At 60.5% G+C, this 25,324-nt stretch carries 27 protein-coding genes; 8 read left to right on the top strand and 19 right to left on the bottom strand.

From position 1 onward, the window contains the following. Positions 1–13: 13 nt before the first annotated feature. The 6 genes from CLV41_RS12925 to CLV41_RS12900 form a co-directional block, all read right to left on the bottom strand. Positions 14–817: an iron-sulfur cluster assembly protein gene (locus CLV41_RS12925; RefSeq protein ID WP_103222833.1), complete on the bottom strand. Its 804-nt coding sequence runs from the start codon at positions 815–817 to the stop codon at positions 14–16. Between the two features lie 4 nt (positions 818–821). Continuing rightward, positions 822–1,847: an amidohydrolase family protein gene (locus tag CLV41_RS12920; RefSeq protein ID WP_103222832.1), complete on the bottom strand. Its 1,026-nt coding sequence runs from the start codon at positions 1,845–1,847 to the stop codon at positions 822–824. Between the two features lie 90 nt (positions 1,848–1,937). Then, positions 1,938–2,309, bottom strand: a complete 372-nt coding sequence (locus CLV41_RS12915) for an MmoB/DmpM family protein (RefSeq protein WP_103222831.1) — start codon at positions 2,307–2,309, stop codon at positions 1,938–1,940. Between the two features lie 16 nt (positions 2,310–2,325). Further along, positions 2,326–3,390, bottom strand: a complete 1,065-nt coding sequence (locus CLV41_RS12910; RefSeq protein WP_103222830.1) for an aromatic/alkene monooxygenase hydroxylase subunit beta — start codon at positions 3,388–3,390, stop codon at positions 2,326–2,328. Between the two features lie 52 nt (positions 3,391–3,442). Further along, the gene (locus tag CLV41_RS12905) at positions 3,443–4,501 is read right to left on the bottom strand and encodes an NADH:ubiquinone reductase (Na(+)-transporting) subunit F (RefSeq protein WP_170107184.1); all 1,059 of its coding nucleotides are present in this window, start codon (positions 4,499–4,501) and stop codon (positions 3,443–3,445) included. 85 nt (positions 4,502–4,586) lie between these two features. Beyond that, entirely contained in the window at positions 4,587–6,251 is a 1,665-nt protein-coding gene (locus CLV41_RS12900) for an aromatic/alkene/methane monooxygenase hydroxylase/oxygenase subunit alpha (protein WP_103222828.1), read from the bottom strand. A 734-nt stretch (positions 6,252–6,985) separates the two neighbouring features. On the opposite strand from CLV41_RS12900, the gene CLV41_RS12895 reads away from it, so the two are divergent. Further along, on the top strand, positions 6,986–7,909 hold the full coding sequence (locus CLV41_RS12895; RefSeq protein WP_103222827.1) for a hypothetical protein: 924 nt from the start codon (positions 6,986–6,988) through the stop codon (positions 7,907–7,909). A 17-nt stretch (positions 7,910–7,926) separates the two neighbouring features. Here the strand turns inward: CLV41_RS12895 and CLV41_RS12890 are convergent, their stop codons facing one another. From CLV41_RS12890 to CLV41_RS12880, 3 genes are read right to left on the bottom strand one after another with little or no spacing between them, the layout of a single operon-like run. Further along, positions 7,927–8,106, bottom strand: a complete 180-nt coding sequence (locus CLV41_RS12890) for a hypothetical protein (protein ID WP_103223084.1) — start codon at positions 8,104–8,106, stop codon at positions 7,927–7,929. 17 nt (positions 8,107–8,123) lie between these two features. Further along, positions 8,124–9,254, bottom strand: coding sequence for a WD40 repeat domain-containing protein (locus CLV41_RS12885; protein WP_103222826.1), 1,131 nt, complete (start codon positions 9,252–9,254; stop codon positions 8,124–8,126). Then, a complete protein-coding gene (locus CLV41_RS12880; protein ID WP_103222825.1) occupies positions 9,247–9,534 on the bottom strand; it encodes a hypothetical protein in 288 nt (95 codons plus the stop codon). Before CLV41_RS12880 ends, CLV41_RS12885 begins: the two co-directional genes overlap by 8 nt. 54 nt (positions 9,535–9,588) lie before the next feature. Between CLV41_RS12880 and CLV41_RS12875 the strand changes: the two genes are divergently transcribed. After that, entirely contained in the window at positions 9,589–9,903 is a 315-nt protein-coding gene (locus tag CLV41_RS12875) for a hypothetical protein (protein WP_103222824.1), read from the top strand. 578 nt (positions 9,904–10,481) lie between these two features. On the opposite strand, the gene CLV41_RS12870 is transcribed toward CLV41_RS12875, so the two are convergent. The 10 genes from CLV41_RS12870 to CLV41_RS28295 all read right to left on the bottom strand — a co-directional run bounded on the left by CLV41_RS12870 (position 10,482) and on the right by CLV41_RS28295 (position 21,104). Continuing rightward, positions 10,482–11,456, bottom strand: a complete 975-nt coding sequence (locus CLV41_RS12870) for an isopenicillin N synthase family dioxygenase (protein ID WP_103222823.1) — start codon at positions 11,454–11,456, stop codon at positions 10,482–10,484. A gap of 27 nt (positions 11,457–11,483) precedes the next feature. Then, a complete protein-coding gene (gene add, locus CLV41_RS12865) occupies positions 11,484–12,503 on the bottom strand; it encodes an adenosine deaminase (protein WP_103222822.1) in 1,020 nt (339 codons plus the stop codon). A 15-nt stretch (positions 12,504–12,518) separates the two neighbouring features. Continuing rightward, a complete protein-coding gene (guaD, locus tag CLV41_RS12860) occupies positions 12,519–13,895 on the bottom strand; it encodes a guanine deaminase (RefSeq protein ID WP_103222821.1) in 1,377 nt (458 codons plus the stop codon). 5 nt (positions 13,896–13,900) lie between these two features. Further along, on the bottom strand, positions 13,901–14,758 hold the full coding sequence (locus CLV41_RS12855) for an aromatic ring-hydroxylating oxygenase subunit alpha (RefSeq protein ID WP_103223083.1): 858 nt from the start codon (positions 14,756–14,758) through the stop codon (positions 13,901–13,903). Between the two features lie 27 nt (positions 14,759–14,785). After that, the gene (locus tag CLV41_RS12850; protein ID WP_103222820.1) at positions 14,786–16,186 is read right to left on the bottom strand and encodes an 8-oxoguanine deaminase; all 1,401 of its coding nucleotides are present in this window, start codon (positions 16,184–16,186) and stop codon (positions 14,786–14,788) included. 4 nt (positions 16,187–16,190) lie between these two features. Beyond that, positions 16,191–17,126 carry an ABC transporter permease gene (locus CLV41_RS12845; RefSeq protein WP_103222819.1) on the bottom strand — a complete coding sequence of 312 codons (936 nt, stop codon included), beginning with the start codon at positions 17,124–17,126 and terminating at the stop codon, positions 16,191–16,193. Between the two features lie 12 nt (positions 17,127–17,138). Next, positions 17,139–18,188: an ABC transporter permease gene (locus tag CLV41_RS12840; RefSeq protein ID WP_103222818.1), complete on the bottom strand. Its 1,050-nt coding sequence runs from the start codon at positions 18,186–18,188 to the stop codon at positions 17,139–17,141. Next, entirely contained in the window at positions 18,188–19,762 is a 1,575-nt protein-coding gene (locus CLV41_RS12835; RefSeq protein ID WP_103222817.1) for an ABC transporter ATP-binding protein, read from the bottom strand. The genes CLV41_RS12840 and CLV41_RS12835 overlap by 1 nt, the downstream gene beginning before the upstream one ends. A gap of 83 nt (positions 19,763–19,845) precedes the next feature. Further along, positions 19,846–20,967, bottom strand: a complete 1,122-nt coding sequence (locus CLV41_RS12830) for a BMP family ABC transporter substrate-binding protein (protein WP_103222816.1) — start codon at positions 20,965–20,967, stop codon at positions 19,846–19,848. Positions 20,968–20,969: 2 nt separating this feature from the next. Then, positions 20,970–21,104 (bottom strand): hypothetical protein, encoded by a 135-nt coding sequence (locus tag CLV41_RS28295; protein WP_268952650.1) that lies wholly within the window; start codon positions 21,102–21,104, stop codon positions 20,970–20,972. Between the two features lie 351 nt (positions 21,105–21,455). Here CLV41_RS28295 and CLV41_RS12825 point away from each other — a divergent pair, with 351 nt between their 5' ends. The 6 genes from CLV41_RS12825 (at position 21,456) to CLV41_RS12800 (ending at position 25,303) form a co-directional block, all read left to right on the top strand. Then, positions 21,456–21,737: a hypothetical protein gene (locus tag CLV41_RS12825; RefSeq protein WP_103222815.1), complete on the top strand. Its 282-nt coding sequence runs from the start codon at positions 21,456–21,458 to the stop codon at positions 21,735–21,737. Then, on the top strand, positions 21,734–22,432 hold the full coding sequence (locus CLV41_RS12820; protein WP_103222814.1) for a Rieske (2Fe-2S) protein: 699 nt from the start codon (positions 21,734–21,736) through the stop codon (positions 22,430–22,432). Before CLV41_RS12825 ends, CLV41_RS12820 begins: the two co-directional genes overlap by 4 nt. Further along, a complete protein-coding gene (locus CLV41_RS12815; protein ID WP_103222813.1) occupies positions 22,429–23,061 on the top strand; it encodes a glutathione S-transferase family protein in 633 nt (210 codons plus the stop codon). The genes CLV41_RS12820 and CLV41_RS12815 overlap by 4 nt, the downstream gene beginning before the upstream one ends. A gap of 6 nt (positions 23,062–23,067) precedes the next feature. After that, complete coding sequence (locus CLV41_RS12810) at positions 23,068–24,000, top strand: LysR family transcriptional regulator (RefSeq protein WP_235867127.1); 933 nt, start codon at positions 23,068–23,070, stop codon at positions 23,998–24,000. A 197-nt stretch (positions 24,001–24,197) separates the two neighbouring features. Then, positions 24,198–24,698, top strand: coding sequence for a thiamine pyrophosphate-binding protein (locus CLV41_RS12805; protein WP_103222811.1), 501 nt, complete (start codon positions 24,198–24,200; stop codon positions 24,696–24,698). After that, a complete protein-coding gene (locus CLV41_RS12800) occupies positions 24,695–25,303 on the top strand; it encodes a thiamine pyrophosphate-dependent enzyme (protein WP_103222810.1) in 609 nt (202 codons plus the stop codon). Before CLV41_RS12805 ends, CLV41_RS12800 begins: the two co-directional genes overlap by 4 nt. Positions 25,304–25,324 lie beyond the last annotated feature (21 nt).

The following is a 25,324-nucleotide window of genomic DNA, read 5'->3' as shown; positions in this document are numbered from 1 at the left end:
ATCCAGGCTGCGTTCAGCGACCGGTTGAGGCGGATGGATCTGGCGGTACGCGGTCATGGATGAAGTCCACGAGCGTCGGGCCGTCCGCGCTGATCTCGACCTCCTTGTAGCGTGTCGATTTCAGTCCACGGCAGAGCGCACCGTTGAACTCCATGTTGATGCGCACTGAACGCAGGTCACCGAGATGTTTGCGCAGATTGTCCGGCGGGATCCGTTCGCCCTGCCAGGTCGGAAACACCGGATCGCCCGGTTCCCTTGCAAGGTTCCGCTCGATGAGCAGCGAGCGATACCTCGGTTTCTGCCTGCTCTCTTCCCCTCCCTGGAATTCGACCTGATCGAACTCCTTAAGGGTCATCGATACAATCTGCCCGGGCGAATACCCACGGTGCTGCAGAGCCAGAAGGACGGTCTCCTGGCGCCGGATGAAGGCTTTTTCCTGGAATTTCAGCTGTACGGCCTCCAGATTTTCGCCACCGCAATGCTCGGCGAAAATCTCGCTGAACGCACGATCGCTGTTGAGCCCGGCATTGATCTGTTCCCCGAAGCAATGATCTCTCAGCGTGACGGTGATTTCCCTCACCCACGGCAACCGGGCGATCTCCTGCTTGATGCCGAACGCCATCAGAAACGCGAAATTCGGAGAACACCAGTAAGTGGGAAGCCGAAAATCGACTTCCACTTTCCTTGCATCGGCAACCTCCACCCGCTCAACGAAGCCCATATCGGTGATGGGCTCGTCGAGTTCGGGGTCGGTCACATCCTCAAGCGTTCCCCACACTGCCGAAACCAGTTCGGACTGCTGGATTTCCAGAACCATCTGATCACTCCGCTGCAATCTGGATTGGTGCGGCGTTCAGCTCCTTCAGCTTGGCGACGGGGTCGATGTTGTAGAGTTTCGCCGCGTTGAGACCGAGGATCTTTTCCTTGATCTCGTCGGTGAGCTGGATGCCGCCGCGCTCGGAGGAGATGTCCTCCGGGATCTGGTAGTTCCAGAACCGCTCCACCAGCCAGGCCGGGGTCCAGATGGCATAGTCCGAGCCGAACAGGATCTTGTCTTCGCCGATCCACCACAGGAGCTCGGCGATCACTTCACCGAAATAGCGAGGTCGCGAGAAGATGAACGGCAGCGCGACCGCCAGCCCGCCATAAACATTGGTTTCCTGTGTGGCGATCCAGCAGAAATCGTCGAGCCGCGGCAAGCCGCAATGTTCAACGATCCAGTTCAGGTTCTGAAAATCCGTCGCCGCGTGGTCTACGTCGTGGACGTCGAAGGCATCCTTGCTGAGCGGGATGATCGTCGGCCCCTTGTGAACGTGAATGTTGCGGATGCCCAGCTTGTCGCAAAGCTCAAAGCACTTGTAGGCAGCCGGATCGTTGAGCGCCCACCCCTGGCTCTCGCCATTCCATTCAGCGGTGTACATCTTCACACCCTGAATATTGAAATTTTCCTTCATGTAATGGATGTATTCCAGCGCCTTTTCGCCATCGCGCGGATCGAAGGCGCCATTGACGATAAACCGCTCCGGATGGCGCGATGCCATTTCCGTGCTGCGCTCGATACTGGAAAAGCCGTTCTTGTAGAAATCGCGCAGATAGGTGGACTGGATGACCGCCATGTCGTCGGGACCGTCGATAAACAGGTCGCGATAAATGTCATCTTCGGAATACTTCTCGAACCGGGATTTTTCCCAGAGCTGGTCAGGAGGGCTTAAATTCGTGTGATAGGCGTAGAAGCACTCGATGAATTGCTTGCCGTGAATATTGGCCTGGTTTTCAGGGCTCCCGTCCCAGAAATGGGTGTGGCCGTCGAGGATGAAAATCTCTTTTCCGTCCTTGGTCTTGTACATCTCGTTCCTCCCTCTAGAGAATGCTGCTGTTTGACTGAAAAATGGGAGCCGCAGGCCTCAGACCGGGCGGAAGGGCCTGCGGCTGGGACGTCATTCGATGTATTCGATGACGTCATCCATGTTGCCGAAGAGGACGACGGTATTGTCATCGACCCGCACCATCCGTCCGTAATGGGTGGAGGTGTTCACTTCGAAGGTCTCCGCGGTTATTTCACGGCCGAGATATTCGCCGATCTCGTCCATCTTGAAGACAAGCTTGCCTTCGCCGTCGACACGGATGGTCGCCGGGTTGTAGGTCACCGTCACGTTTGGGTCCTGCCCCATGAATTCGGCGATTGCCCGTGCCTCAACACTGTCATTCATCGTCACGCCGCACTGATGCGAGATCGTCTGGTCGAACGTGATCTCCTTCATCGACTTGAAAATGTTCTGCTTTGACGCATTGCGCGCTACATTGGACATCTGGGTACTCCTTGGATTAACGGCTGAGGCCGAGTTCTCCGAGAATCTGGCCGATACGCTCCTGCGACACGGCTTTGACATCCTCGAATGCAACGGGTTTGGAATGGGGCTGTGACCAGATCGGCTGCAGAGCCTGCGCGGCCCTGTCGGCCAGTGCGCTGTGCTTGTTGACCCACGACTGGAACAGCGCCTTGTTGTGAGCGGCATGCTTCTCGTCGTTGATCAGCAGGTACATCAGGTCGATCGTGTTGGCGAGGTTGCGCTCATAATCGGCCTCGGCTGCGGAAATCACCGGAGGTGTGATGAAATCGTTGTTCGCCGCGGCTGCCTGCATGAGGAAACCGGAGCGGAACAACTCACCCACCAGAGGCTCGAAAACGATATTGATGGCGAAATACTGCTCCAGGTAGTCTTCGCATCCCATAATCGTTTCGACGGCTTCACGGGTCGGTTGCCAGATCGGATCTTCCAGCCAGAACTTCTTGCCGAGCTCATGATCCCAGCCTTCGATGTCCATGCCGATTTCGGCCAGGTACAGCGTGATGTCCTGGGCGAGCCGCATCTTGTAGCTGGAGTTGGTCAGCGTCGCGTTGTTGATCATCTGGGTGTAGCCGTACCGCTGTGCCTGCATCAGCGAGGTTCCCAACCCGAATTCCGCGTGTTTCCAGGCACCCAGATGGGACTGAAGGATGCGGTTCCAGGTCTTGTCGAAGGCGGAATGGGCGCCTGCCTTGCGGGCATTCGCAATAACACTCTGCACCATCGTCACAATCTTGGACTGACGCTGATAATGGGTCCTTTCCCATTCCTGGTCGGGGGCCCGGAAGGCATGCCAGTTGGAGCTGAGCGCGGCGGTGTTGTCCTTCCTGTAGGCGCCTCCGCCCTTGCCGCCTTCGAATTCGATGATCCAGTTCTGGATCAGATACCGTTCGGGATCGGGTTGCACATCAACCGTCACATCCTCGTAGTGGGTTGCGCGCTTGCCGCGCGGTTCGAAGTAATTGTACCGGCGGCTTGCCGATCCGACGAAGGTCGCTGCACCCGCGGCACCTGATCCGACTGAACTTGACGTTGCTACCACTGTAGCCTCCCTGGATTTCCATTGATCACTGACTAGCGATCGGCCCTGGTTTTCAGTGGGCCGATGAACCGGAAGTCGGAGTGAACTTGTCGAAGAAGATGCGTTCCGCATCGAAGTCGTGCATGAAGAGCACGGGTGTCAGCGCCTCGATCATCGGCGGAGGTCCGCAGGCATAGACGTCGCCTTCGCCGTCGATTTCCATTTCCTTGAGCCGGCGATCGACGGTTTCGTGCACAAACCCGCGCTCGCCTTCCCAATCCGCATCATCGTCGGCGTGACTGAGCACCGGGATGAATTCGACGGTTGGAAATTTGGCGGTAAGCTCGCCAATCTCTTTAAGCTTGATGAGATCGTTTCGCGTCCGCGCTCCGTAGAAGAAATAGACCGGCCGGTCTTCGTTGCTGGCGACATGGTCGTTGAGGATCGACCAGACCGGAGACATGCCCGATCCCGCGCCAACTAAGATGATGGGTCCTTCCCGTCCTTCTCGTCGGAAGCACATTCCGTACGGTCCGTAGACCCGGACGCCGGCGCCGATCCTGATCCCGCCGTTGTCGAGCTCGTTGGAGAAGCGTCCGTCGGGATATTTTTTGATGATGAACGAGAGGCTTTCGGCTTCGCTCGGCGGATTTGCCATGGAGAACGAACGTGTAATCGTCTCCCCCGTTTGCGTGGTGACCGTGATGTCGACATACTGCCCAGCCCAGAACTTGAGCGGCTCCTGAAGTTCGATCTGAACGCCGCGGATATCATGGGTCAGTTTCTGAAAATCGACGATCCGGCCGGCAAACTCCTTCACCGGAATGGATTTTGAAAGAACCTCCTCGTCATAGTTCAGAAGTTCAATTTCAATGTCGCTGTAAGCGAGCGTCCGGCACATCAGAACATGGCCACTGTCACGCTCCATGTCGTTGAGAGCGAAAGTCGAGTACTTCAACATTTCGGATTCGCCGTCCAGCTTGATGCATTTGCAGGCCGAGCACTGTCCCTCCTTGCATCCGTGCGGCAGGGCAATGCCCTGGCGAAAAGCGGCATCAAGGATGGTTTCATCCTCCTCCACCTCGAATTCCACACCTACCGGCTCCAGTCGGACGTTGTAGGTTTCACCCATCAGTTTGGTCTCCATATTCGGCGTTGCCGCGAAGCGTGATCGCGGACCGGGAGAGCGGAGGCCGTTTCCGGCCTCCGAACGTTGCTTAGTGGCAGGGATTGATGGTGAAGCCCTTGCGGTACTCGGCGACATGCGCGTCGCGTTCGCTGTCGGACATTGCCCGCAAAGCGTTGAGCGGCGAGGCAAGCGTGTGTCCGCGGACGTGCTCCAGCTTCCACATGTCCTTGTCGTCGAAGCGCAAGTGCGGTTGCGGAACCAGCGTTTCACCGTCTTCGCGGACGAAGTTGAGATCCTTGATGGCATCGGCCAGATCCCAGCCGTCATAGACGGTTTCCCATTCGCGTTTTCCGGAGAACTTGCCCATTGCCGGCGTCGGACGGCCCTGATACTCGTCCGCGAACGCTTCTACCGCGGTCCAGCGGTCAAGCTCGTGGGCGAAGGTGTGCCATTTGCCGTCGATCTGGTCGATTACCATGTCCTCACGGACCAGGCAGGGCACCAGGCATGACCAGCAGCGATGCGGGTACACGTATCCCGTTTCCTCATTGAAGGTGATGACCTTCTCGCCGGGCTTGCTGAGCTTGCCGTACCATTTCCAGAAGTCGCCGAATTCGGCGTACCAGCCCGGATACTTGTGCTCGAACCATTCGAAGTCCTTTTCCGTCTGGGCTTCGATCCGCCAGAAGTTCACCGGCCAGCCGACCGCGAAGAACTGGGCGACCTTGTGAACGTATTTCTGGTCGGTGATCCGTTTCCAGGCTTCCTGAACGTCGTCGTGATGAATTTTCACGCCGTATTTCTCGAGCGGCAGCATGTAGGTCCGGTAGTAGTCCTCGAAGATCCACCGGTGCCACATTTCCGCATAGGACTCCTTGTCCTTGTCACGGTTGGTGGTGCCGTATTCGATGAAGGTGCCGATGGCGGCATCGACGATCGCGTGGTTCTGCCAGAAGGCGTAACGGAGATCACGCTCCAGGAGCAGATGGTTTTCCGGCTCCTTCAGAGCGGCCATCAACAGGGAGTGACCGTTGCCGATGTGGCGGCTTTCGTCCGACTGGACGGACAGGAACACGGTGGGAAGCGCATAGTCACCGTTACGTGCCGCTTCCGAAGGCATTGCCACGAAGAGCGTGTTGGTGAAGGCCGTTTCCGCGACAACCGTCAGATACATGCACGCTGCCGTCATGGTATCGCCGGTTATGAACCCTTCACCGAACTGGCGTCCGATGGTGGTCGCGTAGCACTTGCCGAAAGCTTCTTCGGTGATGTCGAACCCTGCCGGATCGATGTAATTTTCCATGTACCACTTCTTCAGGTTCATCTGAATCGTGGAGTGACGGAACTCGTCGACCATCTGCATGGTAAAGCCGGTTCTCAGGTCCTCCCCGGGAGCCAGGCGCGCAACCATCGCCATGGACCGGGCAGCCGAGATTTCCGGAAAGGGAATGATCGCCAGGAAGAGCTTCATCCATTCGATCCAGCGCGGTTCCACGTTGCGGAACATGTCACCGCGCAAGGCGGCGTCCAGGGCACCGTAAACCCGGTTGTCCTTTTCCTCTTCCATGGGAAAATAGGAACGAAGCACCTGCTTCATCGGATCCCGTGGAGCCTTGGTGATCTTGTAATCGGTCGGAAACGTCGCTGCTTCCTGAACGTAGGTCGGGTTCCATCCGAGATCTGAAATCTTCTTGGTCGCCTCCCCAACGGAAATCCCCCGCTGGGAGGTAATTTTATTCAGCGTAATCGCCATACCTTGAGCCTCCTAGAGCTCTAACCGGCGAACCGGCCGGTGGGAGGCAGCAGACTGCTGCCGGTTTACCCGGACAAGACACTGCCTGCCTGCGAATCCGAAAGATCCGAAGAGGCGTTCGACCGGGCGGATGACGGCAAAGGTTGAGAAGGTCCCCACTTCGGGAACTTCGGAAACGCACCGCTGTTGCCCTCCTTCGGCAAAACGGTGCCCTGTCCTCCCTATCCTTCGTTCTTGGCGATCCTTTTTCGGCTGGACCGCGTTGTTGTCCCCGGGTAAATGCAAGGGGCGTACCGGATTGGGAGATAATTCGAGAAGAATGGACAAATACGAGGTCAGATTTTCTTAAGTATCTGTATTAAAATACTTTTCTGATCAAAAATTATTTGAAAACAAAAGAAGAAGAATTTGCGCCGTCTATTCAGAAACAAGCAACGTCGCGCTGGAATGTTGCAAATTTTTACACTGCTTTACACACACACCTGCAACGACTTACAGCGTTACACATTCACGATGCACTTTGGTTTTCGAAAACCTGCTGGACCCACATGGCGCATGCACCCATAAATGAAGTTGAAATGACATTGACATAGATGAAGGCCATGAGGACGTCGCCGGACAGCGACCTCTTCATCCGTCCATTGAAGCGGTGCTGCGGTCACAAGTCAGATCCGCGCCATTGGGCAGGAAGTCCTGGCCAAAACAGATTTGTCGGTAATCCGGGTCGGACAACAATGAACGCTCAGGGAAAAGCCTCGTTCGAAAACAGCTATCGCGGTTGTTCACCCCAGCTGCTGGCGCGAACCCAGCAATTGTGGTCTGCACGCGGGCTGGACCATGAACGTATCTGGCGCCGGTCGATCGGATCCCTCAACAGCTTCCGTCCATTCAGAGTTTCGGAGTTCAACGTCAACAGCGCTCCAATGGATGCCTTCCTGCTTTTCGACCAGGCGTTGATCTGGGTCGCGGCACTCCATGCGGCGGCATGCCGGTCCGATACGCTTCCCGAAACTCGGCTATCGCGCGAACAGTGGCTCAGCGTCAGAGCCGTCACTTTCCGGCTGATGGAGCAACTCGACGGAATTCGCCTACTGTTCTTTGCGGACCTGCCAATTCCCGCCATGCAGATCGCCCGCTCCATTTCTGAAGATGCAGACATGGTGCTTGCTTTCCTGGTCCGGCGCAAACTTGCCCAACGGTTCACCAATTGCAGTTCGGTGGAGGAAACGACAGACTTCTGGCGTCGCCATATTGCGGGCGGCCGCGCTTATCGTGTGGTTACGGAGCAACTTTACAGTGTCGGGCTTGATTACGGTTCGGATGGCGCATATTCGGACTGGCGCAGAAGCACGGTCGCAACCCTTGGCGCGGCGGCTCATACCTCGTTTCACTGGCACCTCATGCGAGACGCCTCACCGGGTTTTGAACCGCTCTTCAGGCAGACCGGGGACTGCCTTGATTTTGTGACCCTGCGTCTGCAGGAAATGTGCGCCTATTCCAGCGTTCTTCAGGACAGGCTGCAGGAGGATCTGGTGTCGCTGAGGAAACAGGCTGCAGGCGATCCAAATCCCGATATCCTGGCGGCCTCGGCCGCAGTGATCGGCGAGATCACCGTCAACCAATGGCGCCGAAGCGTTACCGAAGACGCTACCGGCTGAGTGGCCTGACCTCCTGATCAGTGCTGGTTTTCCGGGGCCGTTTTCGATGTGTCCCGCGCGATCCATTGAGCGGCCATCACCAGGGCACCCATGGCGAAATCCTTGCCATGCTCGTCGATCATCTCCTCCGATATTTCAGCGATCCGCTTGAAGTAGCGATCCTTGCTTACTTCCTCCGGCGTGAGTTCGTTTTTCATTTTTTCCTCCTTCGCATTCATTTGAACATTTTCTCCGGCAAGGTGACGATGCTGCAGTCGCCGCCGGCATCCCCGACGATCAAATGGGTTCCGTCGGGCGACCAGCGCAATGCTGTCACCGCGGCACTCGACCTTTTCCGCAGGATCAGTTCGTCCGGTGTGCCGATACCGGTTACCGAGATCAATCCGTTCGCGTAACCCGATGCGACCAACCCGCGTGTCGGGTGCGCGGCTATCCTGTCGATCACCACAAATCCGGTCTTTCCGGAGACCAGGGACGTACCGGGTTCGTCTTTGAGGGGCAGATCGTCTTCCGCCCAGGCCACCAGACGAAAGGCGCCTGACGCGACAAGCGCATGGCCGGGCTCGCTGAAGGCAACGCACCGGACCGCACCCGGGAACCCTTCGACGCGCTGGATCTGCTTTGTCGAACAATCGATGATCAGCATCGTGTTGTCCACGGATCCGCAGGCAACATGACTTGCCGAGGAACTCCAGCTCATGTCGACGACATCTCCCTCGCAGGCGAAGGTCTTTATGTCCGCCTCCTTCTGCGACCAATCAACGATCGACACGGAATTCTCTCCCCAGGCCACTACCCGTGACCCATTCGGATCCATGGCAAGACAGCTCACGCAATGCCTGAGTTGAACCGAAGCGGCAACTTCCGCACTCGCCACGTCGAAAATCAGGAGATCCTTTTCCCGCGCCAGGGCAAGACGGCTTCCGGAAAGGTCGCCGCAGAAAGCCGTCGCCGGTCCGCCTTCATTGGACAATCTCTCCAGAACCTGACCCCGCGCGGTCACCTGGCAGACAGCGCCGCTTTCGCTGACGGCTGCGAAGTCCCCTGTCCCGAAACGAACAACAGGAAGATCGGGCCGCGTCAGGATCCCGGATCTCACGGGGGGCATGGGAGGCGTGGTCCGCGGGCGGATGGTTGTCCTGCCGCTCTCCTTGTCGATTGTCATGCGTCTTGCCGGCGATTCCGCGTCCGAGGTCCTCATGATGGCCAGCTTGCCCGACGCTTGCTGGAATATGGAATGCTGACCGTCAGAGCTGACCTCGGACCGAGCGATCTCCTCTTCCAATGTCCAGGACATCGCCAAAAGATCAAAAACCGACAGGTTCGCAGCACTTTGTTCAATCATTGACCTCTCCTTCCAGATCGTTGCGTTCCAGCTCCCGGTCGATCCGATCAAGCTCTGCGGTAAGTTTTTCCGAAGCGGCCGCGTTGCATTCGATTTTGGTGGCCACGGCTTCCTTTTCCTTTTCGGCTTCCGAACAGGTCGCCTCATCCAGGCTCTTGAACTCCGCGGCACTTGCGACCTGCAAGAGCCTGTGATGCTCCGCAAACACCGCCGACAATTCCTGGACCACTGCAGTCCGCAGACGCAGAAGGTCGTCGAACTTCTCTGTTTGACCGGTCATTCTTCGCTCCTATATGCAATTGGCCAAAGCACGCGGAAACCGGAGGAATTGCGAATGCTTGGATCAGCACCGAAACAGTTCTTTCTCGCGGTTGCCGCTGTAGGCGCGCAGATACCGGGGGCGGACCATCCGCTGTTGCGGACGATCGAAACAGGGGATGGTGATATCGATCCGAACTCGATTCTCGAGGCGCAAAGAGAACTCGCGGAAATTCCGGCAGAAACGCGCGAAAACCTTCTTCAAGCCATGCACGAATACATGCAGCAGGATGTCTCCGCGATCCGGGACCACCTTTCGAACGCCGGAAAATCCCGCGTCCACCAGAGTACGGACCCAGGCGCGCGCAAACGAGACGCTCGAATACTCTAAAATCGGCCAAACTCCGGATCGGCCGAACATCACAGATCCCTTTCTCGCAGGAAACGCACTCCTTGCCGCTTGCTTCCGGCACAGTTTTCCTGTTCTCACGCAGGAAAAATCGGGACTTCACGCCTTTTTCAAAGATTAAATTATCAATCAGACCAAATTAAACAAGCAATAATTCAAAAATAGATTTATAAATTTGATTTTTCTAGAAGAGTGAAAAGTTTTGTTACAAATTAACATTAGACAGTTTCATTATTTTACACTTTTTGCATAATATTTTGGTGAATAAAAAATATCTAACCTTAAAGTGCCTGATGTAAACATTCGGATGGAATGGTATGCTGACCATCGAAAAAATGATTGCCGCTCGAGAATTTCGGATCGATGCAATGTCTTGAACTGAGCCCGGAGTTCCATCCACTTCAGCGCGGCCAATACAACCAGACAGAAATGACGCGGCTTACGGGCTCCAGAATATGGAATCGCCCTGGTGAACGAAAAACGACGCTGGAGAGCGGCACCCCGGGGTTTCGCCCGTTTGAGGAAGGACGCTTCTTCCCGAGGACTCAACCGGAAGAATTTCAGTTGATTGCCCCGGTCACCAGACCGGATTTTTCATAGGTCGGGTTGAGCCGGCTCAGGAGATAGTCGTCACCACGGATCGGCGGGTATTTCGCCGGGCTGTCCTCACCCGAACAACCCGGCAGGCAAGCGACGATCGCGTCGGGATCCGGATCGAGAAAGAACGGCACCGAATAGCGCTCCCGGCCCGAGGGATTGATCACCCGGTGCGGCGTCGAGACATAGAGGTCGTTGGTCCAGCGCATCAGGCAATCGCCGATGTTGCAGATGAAGGTGTCCGGTATGTAGGGCGCCGACAGCCACTCTCCATCTCGGGTACGCACCTCCAGTCCGCCGGCATCGTCGGTCGCCAGCAGCGTGACGCAGCCGTAATCCGTGTGTTCGCCGGCGCCGAGCTGGCCCTCCTCCATCTCCGCCGGGCTTTCCGGATAGTGCAGGAGACGCAGGGTGGCGAGCGGCCGCCGGAGCTTGTCATCGAAGAAATCCGGATCGAGGCCGAGCTCGGTCGCAAAGGCCGTGTGCAGGGTCCGCCCCAGGGACAGCATGGCGTCGTAATAGTCCAGCATGATCTCCCGGAACCCGGGCACGTCCGGCCACAGGTTAAGTGCCCGCAAGGGCGCCCTGGCAAGGATTTCCGGATCGTCCTCGGCAAGGTCAAGGCCGATATTGTAGCCCTCCTTCAGGTCCGGCGCCTTGGTCGGGTCGAGGGATTCGCCCTTCATCGGCACGTAGCCCCGGTTGCCGGTGTCCCTGGAATAGGCGGTCTTCATCTTCAAGTCGTCCGGACTTTCGAAGAAGGTTCGCGCCATGGCGAACACGCTTTCGCGCCGCTCCGCCGGCACGCCGTGTCCCTTCAGGTAGAAAAAGCCGATGCCTCGGCAGGCTTCCCCGATCTCCCGGGCAACGGCGAGCCTGCCCGCGTCGCCGTCTTCGAAGAGAGGTTTCAGGTCGATAACGGGAATGCTGTCCGTCATGGTCGGGTTCCTTCCGTTTGCGGCCTTTCAGCCGGCCGGGATGATGTCGTCGATTTCCCGCGCCCAGGCGGACGTCCAGGCGCGTCTTGTGGTGTCGTCGAGCCAGGCCGCTTCCAGGCTGGCCAGGATCGCCGTCCTCAGGTCCTGAAGCGTGAAGCCGAGCTCGGAATGCGCCAGTTCGAACTCCCGGCCAAGATCGGTGGCAAACATCGGCGGGTCGTCGGAATTAATGGTCACCGCGAGCCCTGCCGCCTTCATCCGCCGGATCGGATGATCCGGGTCAGCCAGGTCGCGCCAGGAGGTCGTGTATTTCGTCGTCGACGGACAGCAGGTGAAGGCGATGCCCTCGTCGCGGCAGCGCGCGATCAGCGCCGGGTCGTCGACGATGTTGTAACCGTGGTCGATGCGCTCCACCTTCAGGGCGTCCAGCGACCCGGCGATGAATGCGGCCGCCCCGGATTCACCTGCATGGGCGGTAAGGCGAAGTCCGGCCTTTCGCGCCCGTGCGAACACACCCGCATAGGGCTCGGGCGGAAACGGTGCCTCGTTGTAGTCGAGGCCGAGGCCTATCAGGTCGTCGCCGCGGTTTGCGAGGATCTCGTCGAGATAGTGCTCGCCGGCGGCAGGGCCGAGTTCCCGGTTCATGCCGGGGATGATGCGGGAGAGGATGCCGAAATCCGTCTCCGCCTCCGCCATGCCGGCCCGAATGCCCTCGAACTGGCGCGCGAACGGTACGCCTTTATGGGCGTGCGGGCTGATGAAGAACTCCATGTAGCGGCAATTGTTGTCCGCGGCCGACGCCAGCATCTCGTAGGTGATGCGCCGGAAATCGTCGACGGTGACGATGCTGTCGGCGATGGCGCCGTAAACGGCGAGAAAGTCCAACAGGTTGTCATAGGAATAAAGGTCCGCGACCCGTTCGCAGTCCGGCAGCCCGACGCCGTTCTTCGCTGCCAGCTCCATCGCCGTGTCCGGCCGGATCGCCCCTTCAAGGTGGATGTGGATCTCCGCCTTGGGCAGCTTGCGGATGAGCCTGCTGACGTCCATGTCCGTTCCCCTTCGTCAGTGTTCCGGCCGGGGCGCGGTCACGCCGCCGATCCAGACCTGCGCTATGTTCGGCCGGCTGGCCGTGTGGACGATCTTTTGCAGTATTTCGTCGCCCCGGTGCAGCTCCGGCCACAGGCGCAGCGTGCCGAACGGCGCTTGCGGATCGATCAGCACCGCGTCGAACTGGTAACCGGGTGCGAACTGACCGACCGGCAGCCCGAGGGCCGCGCCGCCGCCGGCTGTCGCCAGATGGAACGCCGTGCGGAAATCGATGCGCGCGCCGCCTCGCCCGGAGCGCTGATCCGGTCCGAGTTCCGGATCGGTACCGGTCTCCAGCATCCGCGACGCCGTCACCGCGCTGCGCGCGCTGTCGAGCATGGTGCCTGCCGGCCCGCCGGCGATATCCGTGCCGAGGCCCACATGCAGCCCCTTTTCCAGCGCCGCCTTGAGCGGAAACACAGAACCGGCGAAATAGGCATTCGACAGCGGACAATGGGCGACGGCCGCCTGCCGCGCCCTGATCCGCTCCATGTCGGCGGCGGAAATGAAATTGGCATGGCCGAGCACGCTGCCCCGGCGCAACAGGCCGAAGCGGTCGAGACTGTCCGTATCGCTGACCCCGTGGCGTGCCTGGACGTAACCATGCTCCCAGTCGCTTTCCGAGCAATGGGTCTGGACATGGCAGTCGTGAGACGCGGCGATGGCTCCCAGTTCGCTCAGGAGATCGTCCGTGCAGGACGGAATGAATCGCGGCGTCACCACCGGCATGACCCTGTTGAGGGCATTGTCCGGGTGGTTGCGGATATGCTCGATCAGGCCGATCGTCCCCTCGACGGCGGCGCCGACCGAGGCATCCCGGTAATAGTCGGGGCACTCGGCCGGATTGTCCATGGCGACCTTGCCGATCAGCGCCCGCTGCCCCTTACCGATGCAGATATCGGCGAGCAGCCGGTTGGCCTCGTCATGGATGGTGCCGTAATAGACCGCCGTCGTGGTGCCCGACGCCACCAGATCGTCGACCAGCACCGTGTAGGCGCGCCGCGCGAAGGCCGTGTCGGCGTAGCGCGCCTCCAGCGGAAAGGTGTATTTCTGCAGCCACACCTCCAGCGGCACGTCGAGCGCGTTGCCGAGCTGGGGATATTGCGGCGCATGAATGTGCAGATCGACGAAGCCCGGCAGCAGGTAGACGCCCTCCGGCAGCTCCGTCAGGCTTCCCTTGGCGCGCGCTTCATCGAGACGGCCGCAATAGCTCTCCTGATGCGGGTGAAGTACATCGTGGATCGTTCCGTCCGGATCGACATCGATCAGCACATCGTCGAGGCACTCGACCTCGCCAGGGACGGGCGCGTGAAACCCGCTCCCGCGGATGAGCTTGTTGCGAAGATCCTGCATGTCTGTCAGGCAGCCGTCAGCGTTGTGCCGTAGATCAGGCCCTTTTCCTTCAGCCAGCGCCGGTAGGCGATGGAGGAGGCATCTGCTCTGGTCGGGATTTCCGCGCGCGGTTCGAGCGGCAACAACACCGGCCGCTGGTTTTCAAGAATGATCCGGTCCTGCAGGAAGATGTCGAGCTGGAAGGCGATCAGGTCCTGCTGCGGCGTAACGTCATCGATGAGGAGCATCAGAGGATGCGCCTTGCACAGGTCTTCCTGCATCGGCTGCACGAACAGGCAGATCACGTCCCAGCGCTCGTCGGAATTCGGGCAGGTCTTGTAGAGGACGGTCACGAACGGGGTCGCAACCCGGTAAATATAGTCGGTGAGGATAGCACCCTCCACCGACATCGCGGCCTTCGGCTGCAGGAACTTGCAATTGGTGGCCCAGACCTCGTCGACGTCGCGGCGGATCTCGCAATCGTAATGCTCGACCTCCGTATGCGGCTCCGAGCCGAGGATATCGGTGTGGACGAAGGGGAAATGCGCCATGTCGAGGAAGTTCTCCACGATGCGCAGGCCCGATGCCTTGACGGTGACATTGCCGCACGCGACATGGCGGCGGTCGGTTTCGTCGGCTTCGGGGATCGGCACGACATCCCGGTCGGGCGCGCCGAGCGTCGCCCACAAATAGCCATAGCGGATCTTCGAAGCGACGGTTCCGCTGCCGTCCTTCCGGCGGACGGTCACGGCGGCGGAGCCGGACTTCGTCATGACGAGATCCGTCCCCAGCAGTAGCGTCGCGCTGTCGCCGGGCTGCATGTCGGCGACGCAGCCGAGACAATACCAGTTGTCGAGCGCCGCCTTTTCCACCTTCCTGTTCATCCTTGCCTCCATTTCAAGCTCCCTGCCTCAATTGTCGTGCAGACGTTTCATCGTCGCGCGGTGGTCCGCCAGCACCGCCTCGGCGTCGAAGGCTGTGAACCGGCCATCCGCGATCACCTGCACACCGTCGATGAAGGAATGATCCACCTTGAACGGCCCGCACATGATCAGGGCGGCAAGCGGATCGCGTTCGGCTCCCGACAGGCCGAGCTGGTGCATGTTCACGGCAACAAGATCCGCGCTCATGCCGGGCGCCAGATGACCGATGTCGTCGCGTCCCAGCAGCCTGGCGCCGCCCCGCGTCGCCATGGCGAGCGTCTCGCGCGCGGACAGGGCCGTCGGCGTGCCGCCGAAGCCGCCGCGCCCGCCGGGCTTTTCGGACAGATATTTCGCCGGTGCGACCCGCTGGAGAAACTGGCCGAGCCGGGCTTCCAGGAACATGTTCGAGGTGTCGTTCGATGCGGACCCGTCCACGCCGAGACCGACAGTGACCCCGGCATCCAGCATCTCGCGCACGCGCATGATGCCGAGGCCGCAGCGCATATGCGCCGACGGGCAGTAGGTCGCGCCCGTGCCGCTGTCGGCGAACAGCCTGATCTCGTCATCGTTGAGAAAGATCGCATGGGCGAACCAGACATCGTCGCCCAGCCAGCCGACGGATTCGGCGAAACCCACCGAGCGCATGCCGTAGATCTCGCGGCAGTAGACCTCCTCGTCCAGCACTTCGGCGATATGGGAGTGCAGACGCACCCCGTCATGGCTGCGCGCCAGCTGCGCCGCATCGCGCATGAGCTCCGGCGTCACCGAGAACGGCGAACACGGCGCCAGCACGATGCGGCTCATCGAATGGCGGGTCATGTCGTGATAGGCCCCGATCAGCCGCTCGGCGTCCTTGAGGATGAAGTCCTCGTCCTCGACGCAATTGTCCGGCGGCAAGCCGCCCTTGCTCTCGCCGCGCGACATCGCCCCGCGCGACGCATGGAACCTGAGTCCCATGTCCCGCGCGGCCTCGATGGTGGTGTCGAGGCGGGCATTGGTCGGCATGATATAGAGATGATCGGAACTGGTGGTGCAGCCCGACATCATCAGCTCCGCCATCGACACCTTCGCGGAGACGCGGATGGCATCGTCGTCGAGCCTGCCCCAGATCGGATACAGCGTCTTCAGCCAGACGAACAGGGCATCGTCCTGCACCATCACCCGGGTCAGGTTCTGATACATGTGGTGATGGGTGTTCACCATGCCCGGCATGACCACGTGGTTCGACAGGTCGATGGTCTCGTCCGCCTGGCGGCCGGACAGCTCCGCGCTTGTGCCGACCGCCTCGATGACATTGCCGCGCAGAAGGATCGCCCCATCGGCGATCTCCCGATCCTCGTCGTCGAAGGTTGCCAGAAGTGCGATGTTTTTCAGAAGCTTCGTCGCCATCGGCCTATCTCATGTCGCGGTAATAGGGCACGGCAAGCGCGGCGGGTGCCGCCATCGCCCGGCGCATCTTCTGCCAGGCGAGCACCGGCACGATGATGAACGCGACGGTTCCAAGGTAGGGCAGCATCGACAGGAACGCCGGCGCGATCGGCCATCCACGCGCCTGACCGACGAAGCCGAGCGCCGTGATCAGACCGAAGAGCAGTCCGGAAAGCGTCGCCATGATCGGCCTGTACCCGGCGAAGATCACCAGCGCGACGGCGATCCAGCCGCGCCCGGCGACGACACCGTCGGACCAGGACGGCACGAAGGCGAGCGTGAGATAGGCTCCGGCGCCCGCGGCCAGGGCGGCGCCGATGGTGACATAGGAAAACCGCATCAGGTTGACCGGAATGCCGGCGGCATCCGCGGCGGCAGGGTTCTCTCCCACGGCGCGCATGTTGAGCCCGTGCCGGGTGGAAAACATCAGGTAGCTGAAGAAGATCGGCAGGATCAGGTAGATCAGGTAGAACAGGATGTTCTGCGAGAAGAAGGCAGGTCCGAGAACCGGGATCTCGCTCAGGACCGGGACCTTGACCGGCTCGAAAATGACCGGGGAAGGCATGCCGGAATAGTTCCGGCCGATGGTCGAGGCAAGCCCCGAACCCATCAGCGTCAGCGCCAGACCGCACAGCACCTGGTTGGCGCGCACGTAGACGGTGGCGAGCGCGAACACCATGCCAAACAGAGCCCCGACGACGAGCGCCGCCAGGAACCCGAGCATGGGAGAGGGGACGACTGTCACGGTGGCGATACCTGTCACGGCACCCATGGCCATGAGACCTTCCACGCCGAGATTGACAACGCCGACACGCTCGGTAAGCACCTCGCCCAGCGCAGCCAGGGCGAGCACGGCCCCGGCCAGGAATGCGGTTGTCAGAAGACCAGTCAGCAAGTCCATCTGAAAATGACCTCAGGCTTTCTCCCGCGTGATGCGGTAGTAGGACAGCTCGTCGCCGATGGCCGTCAGGAACAGGATGAAACCGGTGATCGCCAGCACGATCGAGGTCGTCAGCCCCTGCGTCTGCAGAATGATTCCGGAATTGAGGATCAGGGCCATCAGCGCCCCGGAAAAAATCACGCCGATCGGGGACCCGCGCGCCAGAACCGCGACCATGATGCCGAGATAGCCGAAATTGTTGGAGATGCCGCCCTGGAGCCGGTGCACCGTGCCGGCGATTTCCAGCATGCCGGCAATGCCGGCGATCCCACCGGACAAAAGCATCACCGCGATCAGGTGCTTGCGTACCGGGATGCCGGCGTATTTCGCAGCCGACGGATTGGAGCCGACGAGGCGGACCTCATAGCCCCATCGGGAAAAGGCCAGGACCGCGGCCACCAGCACCGCGAGCCCGATGGCGATCGGAAAGCCCCAGTGGACGATGCCCCAGAAGGACGGCACATCCGTTGACAATGGCGGGGTCGCGGAATTCGCCATGCCGCTGCGATCCCGCCAGGGACCGGTCGAGACATAATAGACAAGCAGCGTGGCGACGAAATTCAGAAGCAGCGTCGTGATCAGTTCGTTGACGTTGGCGTAGGCACGCGCCAGCGTCGGGACAAGGATCCAGGCGGCACCGCCGGCCATGCCCGCGACAAACATCAGCATCAGGATCAACGGCCCTTCGCCGGGCACAAACAGGCCGATTGCGGTGGCCGCGAAGGCCCCGGCGTAGAACTGGCCTTCCGCCCCGATGTTCCAGGCCCCGACCTGCTGGGCGACCGCGACCGCGAGCCCGGTCAGGATCAGCGGTATGATCAGGACACCGAGATCCTCCATGCCGAAGGCCGACCCGAACGAGGCGGTGATCACCCTGGCACCGAGGTTTAGCGGGTTCATGCCGGCAAGCGCGATGCCGATGCCGGCGACCAGAAGCGCGATCACGATCGCCGCGACGCGTGCCGCAAGCGCGATGCCCGCATGAGACGATGGCAGGCGCTGAAGGCGGTAGGAGCCGAACATCAGGCGACCTCCCGGGCCGCTGTGCGGCCGCCCATCAGCAACCCGATTTCCTCGATGTCGAGATTGTCGTTGTCCACGACACCCATGATCCTGCCTTCATAGAGAACCGCGATCCGGTCGGAGAGATTGAGCAGTTCTTCAAGTTCCTCGGAAATAAGAACGATGCCGGCGCCGGCGTCCCGCAATTCGACGATGTAGCGCAGCATGGTGTTGATCGCGCCCACGTCGAGGCCGCGGCTCGGATAGGCCGCGATCAGGACCTTGTCGGCGATGCGCATTTCGCGGCGCGCGACGAGCCGTTGCTGGTTGCCGCCGGAAAGATTGCGCACGGGCATGCCATAGTCCGGGATTGCCACCTCGGCCGCTTCTGCGATTTCCCTGGCAAGCCTGTAGGCGCTGCGCGGGTTATAGATGCCGTGGGGCGACACCGGGGCCTGGCCGTATTCGCGCATGACCGCATTGGTGGTGATGCTGAGTGCCGGCGCCAGACCGCTGTGCAACCGGTCTTCCGGGATGTGTCCGATGCCGAAAGCCGCGAAGACGGCCGCGTTCGCCCCCTTCATCGACTTGCCGTCGACAATGACCTGCCCGGAGGAGGCGGACCGCACCCCCGTCAGAACCTGACTGAGTTCGCGTTGTCCGTTGCCGGCCACTCCCGCGATCCCTAGGATCTCACCTGCATGCAGTTTCAGACTGACATTGGCCAGGCCATTGCCGCCGGACTCGCTCGACACGCTGACATTGTCCAGAACGAGGACGGGCTCCACCGAAACCTGTGCGGCGCCTTCAGCGCGGTGACGCATGTCGTCCAGCACGATTTCACGGCCAACCATGAGATTCGCCAGCATGTGAGGATCGCAGTCGCGGGTCTGTCTCGTGGCGATCTTGCGCCCTCCGCGCAGGATCGAAATCCGGTCCGAGATTTCCATGACCTCGTCCAGCTTGTGACTGATGAAGATCACCGCGTTGCCCTCCGCAACGAATTCCCGCAAGGCCCGGAACAGTTCGCGCGCTTCGGCGGGCGTCAGAACGGCCGTCGGTTCGTCGAGGATCAGCAGCCGGGCCTCGCGGGCCAGAACGCGCAGGATCTCGACACGCTGCTGCTCGCCTGTCGAGAGATCGCTGACCGTGGCGCCGGCGCGGATGTCCAGATTGAAACGTTTCGCCAGCTCATCGGTACGGTTTTCGAGAACGGCTTTCGAAGCCCGCCTCGGCGTCTCTGACCAGCCGAGGTGAATGTTCTCCGCCACGGTGAAGGCCTGGACCAGCTTGAAATGCTGGTGGACCATGCCGATGCCGGCGGCGATCGCCTGCATGGGGGTCGCGAATTCCTTTTGATAGCCGTCGATGATGATTTCGCCCGCATCGGCCTGATAGATGCCGGTCAGGATGTTCATCAGCGTCGACTTGCCGGCCCCGTTCTCGCCAAGCAGGGCGTGGATCTCGCCGGGCATGACCTCGAGATCGACATTCTCGTTGGCGACGACACCGGGAAAATATTTCGCGATGCCCTTCAACTGAACGATCGGCGCGGTCCCCGGAGGGGGCGTGAAACTCTGCTCGGCTACGGTCATCGGCACTTGTCGGGACTGAGATCAGGATGGGGGAAATGTCCGGACGGCGCTACCGCCGCCCGGACCGCTTCATGAGCCGGCGGTCAGCTTTCGAGGCCGGACACACCGTCGACGGACCAGTCCCAGTTGTAGAGTTCCAACTCGGTCATTTTCTGACCGGCCTCGACGCGGACCTTTCCGTCCTTGTCCTTCAGTTCGCCGACGAAGGGCGACCAGCCCCCAAGGATTTTCTCGCGAACCTCGTCGGCAGCCTTGCCGACTTCTTCCGGAACGTTTTGACCCCACTTGTCGCGGTCGACGCCGCCACCCATCGGCAGGATATGTTCGCCCGGCGTCCAGGTGCCGGCCAGACGCTTGCCGACCTGGTCGACATAGAAATCCTTGAAGTCGATGATGACCGACGAAACATAGGCGTTCGGACCGTAGCGGCGGATGTCCGTGTTCCACATGGCCGCCCAAACGCCGCGCTTTTCGGCCACCTGCAGGTACCCGGCCTCGTCCATGATGCCGAACAGGAAGTCGCAGCCGTTGTCGATCAGCGCGGTACCGGCCTGGGTGGCAGCCTGCGGATCGAACCACGAATTGATGACGATCGTCTGCAGGGTGGCGTCCGGGTTGACGGTGCGCGCGCCCATCAGGAAGGCGTTGGTGGAGGCATAGACGGACGCGACCGGGAAGGACGCTACATAGCCGAGTTGGCCCGTCTTGGAGAGATGACCGGCTGCGACACCCATCACATAGGTCGGGTACCAGTGCGCCAGATAGTACCAGCCGAGATTGTCCATCAGGGCATGGCCGTTGCATTCCATGAAGGCAACTTCCGGCGCGCGCTTGACCACCTGATGCAGGAAGTCGCCGGTGGAAGACGTGTCGAAGATCATGTTGGCGCCTTCGGACACGAACTGCCTGTAGGTGCGGGTCGCATCGGCGGAATACGGTACGTTCTCGACCTCAAGAGTAGTCTTGAGTTTCGGAAAGGCCTCCTTGACGGCAAGCAGACCCTGATGATGGCTCCAGGTCCAGCCTTCGTCGGTGATCGGGCCGACATGACCGAAACCGATCACCGCCTCTTCTTCGGCAACCGCCGGGAGAGGTCCCGCCGCCAGGGCAGAGGACAGTATACCCTGCGGTAGAAGCAACGATGAGCCGGCTGCGGCACTCATGTTCAGGAAGCCGCGCCGTGAAAGATTGCGAATGCTGTTCATGCTCATTTTCCCTTGATCTCCGATGCGTCCACAAGGGCCGCGAATTGAATGGTCGCCGGCAAGAGCCGATCGATCGCCGGAGAGAAGTGCAGCACGAACCATGCCAGTTCGCGCTGTACATTCAGGGGTAGTTCCACCCATTTCCGACAACCATGCTGCAATGCAGCACATCTTCGGTAACGACAAGGAACACACCGGCGCCAACCCGGCACCCGCCCGCTCGGCCACAACAGCGTCAACCGCCTGTTTCCCAGCGTTCACCGGTCTCTTTCCAGCAACTCCGGAAAAGCGTTCCAAATATAACTTGTTGTGCATAGTGCAAAATTCATGACGAGGGTGATGCTCCTGACGCAACACTTGACTCTTCGAAATCATCGGCTTTATCAAACGTTCGGGCAAATCCTGCTCACGAATAAGGCGCTGGTCATTTTTTGTGCATTTGCAAGGAAAAGAGGCGCAATCAAGGACCTGCCGGAGAGGAACCAGGCGTGAAACGTGAAAGCGTCACCTTCAATTTCAGAGGACATTTCCGGGTCGACAGCTTCCTTGCCTTTGCGCGACACCGCGCGGCCCGACTCGATTTGCCGCTCGCCGTCCTCGCAAGCGACGACGGAATGATCGCTCTGGCGGTCGAGGGTCAGGCCGACCTCGTCGATGCCTTCGACATGGCATGCAGTCTCGGTCCCCATGATTGTCTTGTGCTCGACGTCGAGCGCAATCCGGCGTCTTCAGCACTGTTCACATCAAGAAACGAGAGGATCGGACAATGAGTTTGCGAGACTGGTACCCGCTCGCCCTTTCCCGCGACATTACGCCGGGCACATCGGCCGGCACCCGGGTGGAGGGCCACGAGTTCGTTGTCTGGCGCGACGCCGGAGGCGCGGCGCATATCTGGGAAGACCGTTGTCCTCACCGCGGCATGAAGATGAGTTTCGGCTTCGTGCGCGGCGACCACATCGCCTGCCTGTATCATGGCTGGCAATATGACAGCGAAGGCCAGTGCCGCCATATACCGGCCCACCCGGATCTGGACGTCCCCGCGACGATCAGGATCGCGCGCTTCGCCGTCCTGGAGGCCGGCGGCATCATCTGGGGATGCTTCAACGAAGTGGACGGAAACCTGCCCCGGGCTCCTGAGCTTCCGGCGGCAACCACTCCGGTACGGAGCCTGTTCATCGACTGCCCCGCTCAAAGGCTGACGGCCCTGATCGCGGATATCCCCTTTGAAGGGTCCGCGCCCAATGTCACGACAAGAACCGGACGGATTGTCGGGATCACGCTTGGCGACAATGTCCTGATTGCCGCCGTTCAGCCCGTCTCCGGTAGCGAGAGCGCGCTGCACCTGATCGCAACCGGCGCTCTGGAATCACAGCACCTCAAGCAGATTTCCACATGGTCAGAACAGCTCCGCCGAGAGGTGGAAGCCCTGACCAGCAAAGACAACGACGGGGAGATCGCGGCATGAGCAATCCGGTCCTCTACAACTACGACCTGGACGAGAACTGCTACAAGGTTCGCCTGCTCCTGTCCTGCCTCGGTATCGAGGCCGAGACGATTGCCGTGGACGTTTTCCCGGGCAACGAGCACTTGTCACCGGCGATCCGCGCAATGAGCCCGAAAGGGTCACTGCCGGTTTTGAAACAGGGCGACCTCGTCCTTCACGAAGCGGAGGCCATCCTCGCCTGGCTGGCGCGCTCGCAGAAACCCGATAAGGGGTTTCTTCCGAACGATCCGGACACCTTCGCCCATGTGATGATGTGGCTCGCCTTTTCGGCGCGGGAACTCGATGTCGCCGTGCGGGCCCGCGTCACGGCGATGATGGATGCGCCAGGCGATATCGATGCGCTCCGTTCGGGCGCCCGTGAAGCCTTGCGCATTATGGAAGATCACATGACCCGGCAGCATTTCGACGATGTGGAGTATGTCGCGGGCGCCCGGGCGACCATTGCCGACATCGCTCTGTTCCCCTCCTTCGCGCTCAGCCGCGACTACAACATCGACCACGACGCGTTTCCCGCTCTGCGGCGCTGGGCACGCGCTGTCCGCCGGATTGACGGCTTCATCACGATGCCCGGCATTCCCGATTATCACTGATTGCGAGTGAACCTGAAAATGGACCCTTACCGGCTTGGACTGATCGCAACCCGCACGCATTACTTCCAGCTCGTGGCCAGGCTGGGATCGATCAGGCAGGCGTCCAAGGCCCTCAATGTTGCCCCATCCTCCATCAGCCGTGTGATCAAGCAGCTCGAGGACGAACTCGGCACGCCCCTCTTCGAACGTGTCCGTCAACGGCTTCGCCTGACCAGTGCGGGCGAACTTCTGCTCTATCACGTGCGTGAAAGCTACGTCGACATGAACCGCGCCGTCATGGAGATCAACGACCTCAGCGGCCTCCGGCGCGGAACGATCGCCGTCGCCACCATCGAGAGCGCGGCCCGCGGCATGCTGCCCGAGGCGCTGGAGGAATTCTGGAGCCGTCATCCGGAAATCACCGTCGACGTCAAGGTGGTCAGTTCCCAGGATGTGGCAAACGCTGTCGGTGACGGCAGCTGCGATCTTGGTATCGCCTTCGATGTCAGCGTGCCCAGAAATGCCCGCCGTCTGTCATCCCTGGCCGTTCCGCTCGGCCTGCTCGTGCCGCCGGGAAGCCGTTTCGCGGACCGCACGGAATTGCGCACCTTCGACATTTCGGGTGAGCGCATCATTCTGTCCGACACCAGCCTGTCGCTCTCCATGTCGGTGGAAGAGCTCTTTTCCGGAAGCATGGTGGAATTTTCCCGTCGATCGAGGACCAATTCCATCGGCCTGATGATCGATCTCGCCCGGCGCGGACTTGGCGCGATCATGCAGACCCGGGTCGGTGTGGAACGCGAAATCGAAAATGGCGAGCTCCTGTTCATTCCCTTGCGCGACCCCAAACTCCGACCCCGGCGGCTGATGCTGATGTCACGCGCGAAATCCGAAATTTCGGACGCAGCGTCCGCCTTCGCCACCAGTCTCTCCCGCTGCTTCGAACAGCTGAAGAGTTGAGCCTTTTTCCGGAAACTGTTGCTTTGAGCACAACACCTTGGTTCGAAAATACCGCCTATTCGAAACAAGTCCGGATTGCCAAGATAGCACCCGAACCACGTTTGAAAGCTGCGGCGCAGCAGTCAAACGTTGAAAAAACCGGGCAGTCGCATTCTTGCAAGGCTCAGATCGCCGGGCGCAAACGGAGGGGAAGACACATGAAGCAGAGCGCCGTCGATGCGGTGATCAGGGGCCTGAAGCGAGCTGGCGTGAGCATCGTCTGCTATCTTCCGGATTCCCTGTTCAAGGAACTCTACCCGGCGCTCGACGCGGATCCTGAAATCCGCACGATCCGGGTCACCAACGAAGGCGAAGGCGCCGCGATCTGCGGCGGGGTGTTTCTGTCGGGCAAGCGCGCCGCGCTCGTCATGGAAAATTCCGGCTTGCGCGCGTCCGTCGAACCGCTTGCCCGCATGGGACTGGGCGCCGGCATCCCGGTGGTCATGCTGATGAGCTATCGCGGCGAGCTGGGCGAAAACAACTGGTGGGCAATCCCCCACGGCATCACCATGGAACCGGTTCTCGACGCCCTGCGCATTCCTTACCGGGTCGTGCGCGAGGAAGATGCGATCGAGCAGTCGATCGTCGAGGCCTATGACTGGTCCTACAACGCCTATTACCATTCGGCGATCGCACTTGGCGGGAGTGTCGTACGATGAAACGCTACGATTGCATGACCGCACTTGCCGGGCACCTCCGGGACGAACTCGTCATCCTGTCGCTCGGCGCCAGCGTCGATGAATGGTACAACGCCGCTCCGCACATGCGTGAGGGCAGCCTGTTCCAGCAGCAGCTCGGCTGCGTCACGCCGCAGGCCTTCGGATTGGCCGCGGGTTTGCCGCACCGCCGGATCGTCTCGCTAGACACCGACGGCGGCATGATGTTCAACCTGGGCATCCTTGCAACGCTCGGCAACGAGCAGCCGAAGAATCTCTTCGTCGTCGTCTGGGACAATGAGTGCTACCAGTCCATCGGCGGCCCGCCGACCCATACTGCCTTCGGCCGTGTCGACATCGCCGCGATCGCCCGCGGCGCCGGCATCGACAAGGCCTACACAGTGACGACGCTTGAGGCGTTCGATGCCCATTGCGAGGCCGGTCTCGCGGCCGAAGAACCTTATGTGCTTGTCGCCAAGGTCTCCGGCACGGTTCAGCCCGACATCAGGCGCAAACACTCCGATGGCCGCGAAGACAAATACATCTTCGTGCGTCATGTCGAGAAAACCGAAGACATCGTCATCATGGGCCCCAGCGAACACAATTAGCCCGGCAGGAAACCCGTCACG

Source organism: Roseibium marinum (assembly GCF_002906165.1).
Taxonomy (GTDB): domain Bacteria; phylum Pseudomonadota; class Alphaproteobacteria; order Rhizobiales; family Stappiaceae; genus Roseibium; species Roseibium marinum.
Note: the sequence above shows the minus strand (reverse complement) of the source record. Positions and strands in the feature narration are given on the sequence as shown.

Coding starts and splice junctions, on each gene's coding strand:
- CLV41_RS12815 (WP_103222813.1), top strand. CDS start 22,429: ATGAGCAATCCGGTCCTCTACAACTACGACCTGGACGAGAACTGCTAC.
- CLV41_RS12870 (WP_103222823.1), bottom strand. CDS start 11,456: ATGACGGACAGCATTCCCGTTATCGACCTGAAACCTCTCTTCGAAGAC.
- CLV41_RS12855 (WP_103223083.1), bottom strand. CDS start 14,758: ATGAACAGGAAGGTGGAAAAGGCGGCGCTCGACAACTGGTATTGTCTC.
- guaD (WP_103222821.1), bottom strand. CDS start 13,895: ATGCAGGATCTTCGCAACAAGCTCATCCGCGGGAGCGGGTTTCACGCG.
- CLV41_RS12875 (WP_103222824.1), top strand. CDS start 9,589: ATGCTTGGATCAGCACCGAAACAGTTCTTTCTCGCGGTTGCCGCTGTA.
- CLV41_RS12800 (WP_103222810.1), top strand. CDS start 24,695: ATGAAACGCTACGATTGCATGACCGCACTTGCCGGGCACCTCCGGGAC.
- CLV41_RS12905 (WP_170107184.1), bottom strand. CDS start 4,501: ATGGGTGAAACCTACAACGTCCGACTGGAGCCGGTAGGTGTGGAATTC.
- CLV41_RS12895 (WP_103222827.1), top strand. CDS start 6,986: ATGAACGCTCAGGGAAAAGCCTCGTTCGAAAACAGCTATCGCGGTTGT.
- CLV41_RS12900 (WP_103222828.1), bottom strand. CDS start 6,251: ATGGCGATTACGCTGAATAAAATTACCTCCCAGCGGGGGATTTCCGTT.
- CLV41_RS12820 (WP_103222814.1), top strand. CDS start 21,734: ATGAGTTTGCGAGACTGGTACCCGCTCGCCCTTTCCCGCGACATTACG.
- CLV41_RS12845 (WP_103222819.1), bottom strand. CDS start 17,126: ATGGACTTGCTGACTGGTCTTCTGACAACCGCATTCCTGGCCGGGGCC.
- CLV41_RS12835 (WP_103222817.1), bottom strand. CDS start 19,762: ATGACCGTAGCCGAGCAGAGTTTCACGCCCCCTCCGGGGACCGCGCCG.
- CLV41_RS12880 (WP_103222825.1), bottom strand. CDS start 9,534: ATGACCGGTCAAACAGAGAAGTTCGACGACCTTCTGCGTCTGCGGACT.
- CLV41_RS12840 (WP_103222818.1), bottom strand. CDS start 18,188: ATGTTCGGCTCCTACCGCCTTCAGCGCCTGCCATCGTCTCATGCGGGC.
- CLV41_RS12805 (WP_103222811.1), top strand. CDS start 24,198: ATGAAGCAGAGCGCCGTCGATGCGGTGATCAGGGGCCTGAAGCGAGCT.
- CLV41_RS12920 (WP_103222832.1), bottom strand. CDS start 1,847: ATGTACAAGACCAAGGACGGAAAAGAGATTTTCATCCTCGACGGCCAC.
- CLV41_RS12925 (WP_103222833.1), bottom strand. CDS start 817: ATGGTTCTGGAAATCCAGCAGTCCGAACTGGTTTCGGCAGTGTGGGGA.
- CLV41_RS12890 (WP_103223084.1), bottom strand. CDS start 8,106: ATGAAAAACGAACTCACGCCGGAGGAAGTAAGCAAGGATCGCTACTTC.
- add (WP_103222822.1), bottom strand. CDS start 12,503: ATGGACGTCAGCAGGCTCATCCGCAAGCTGCCCAAGGCGGAGATCCAC.
- CLV41_RS12830 (WP_103222816.1), bottom strand. CDS start 20,967: ATGAACAGCATTCGCAATCTTTCACGGCGCGGCTTCCTGAACATGAGT.
- CLV41_RS12850 (WP_103222820.1), bottom strand. CDS start 16,186: ATGGCGACGAAGCTTCTGAAAAACATCGCACTTCTGGCAACCTTCGAC.
- CLV41_RS12915 (WP_103222831.1), bottom strand. CDS start 2,309: ATGTCCAATGTAGCGCGCAATGCGTCAAAGCAGAACATTTTCAAGTCG.
- CLV41_RS12885 (WP_103222826.1), bottom strand. CDS start 9,254: ATGATTGAACAAAGTGCTGCGAACCTGTCGGTTTTTGATCTTTTGGCG.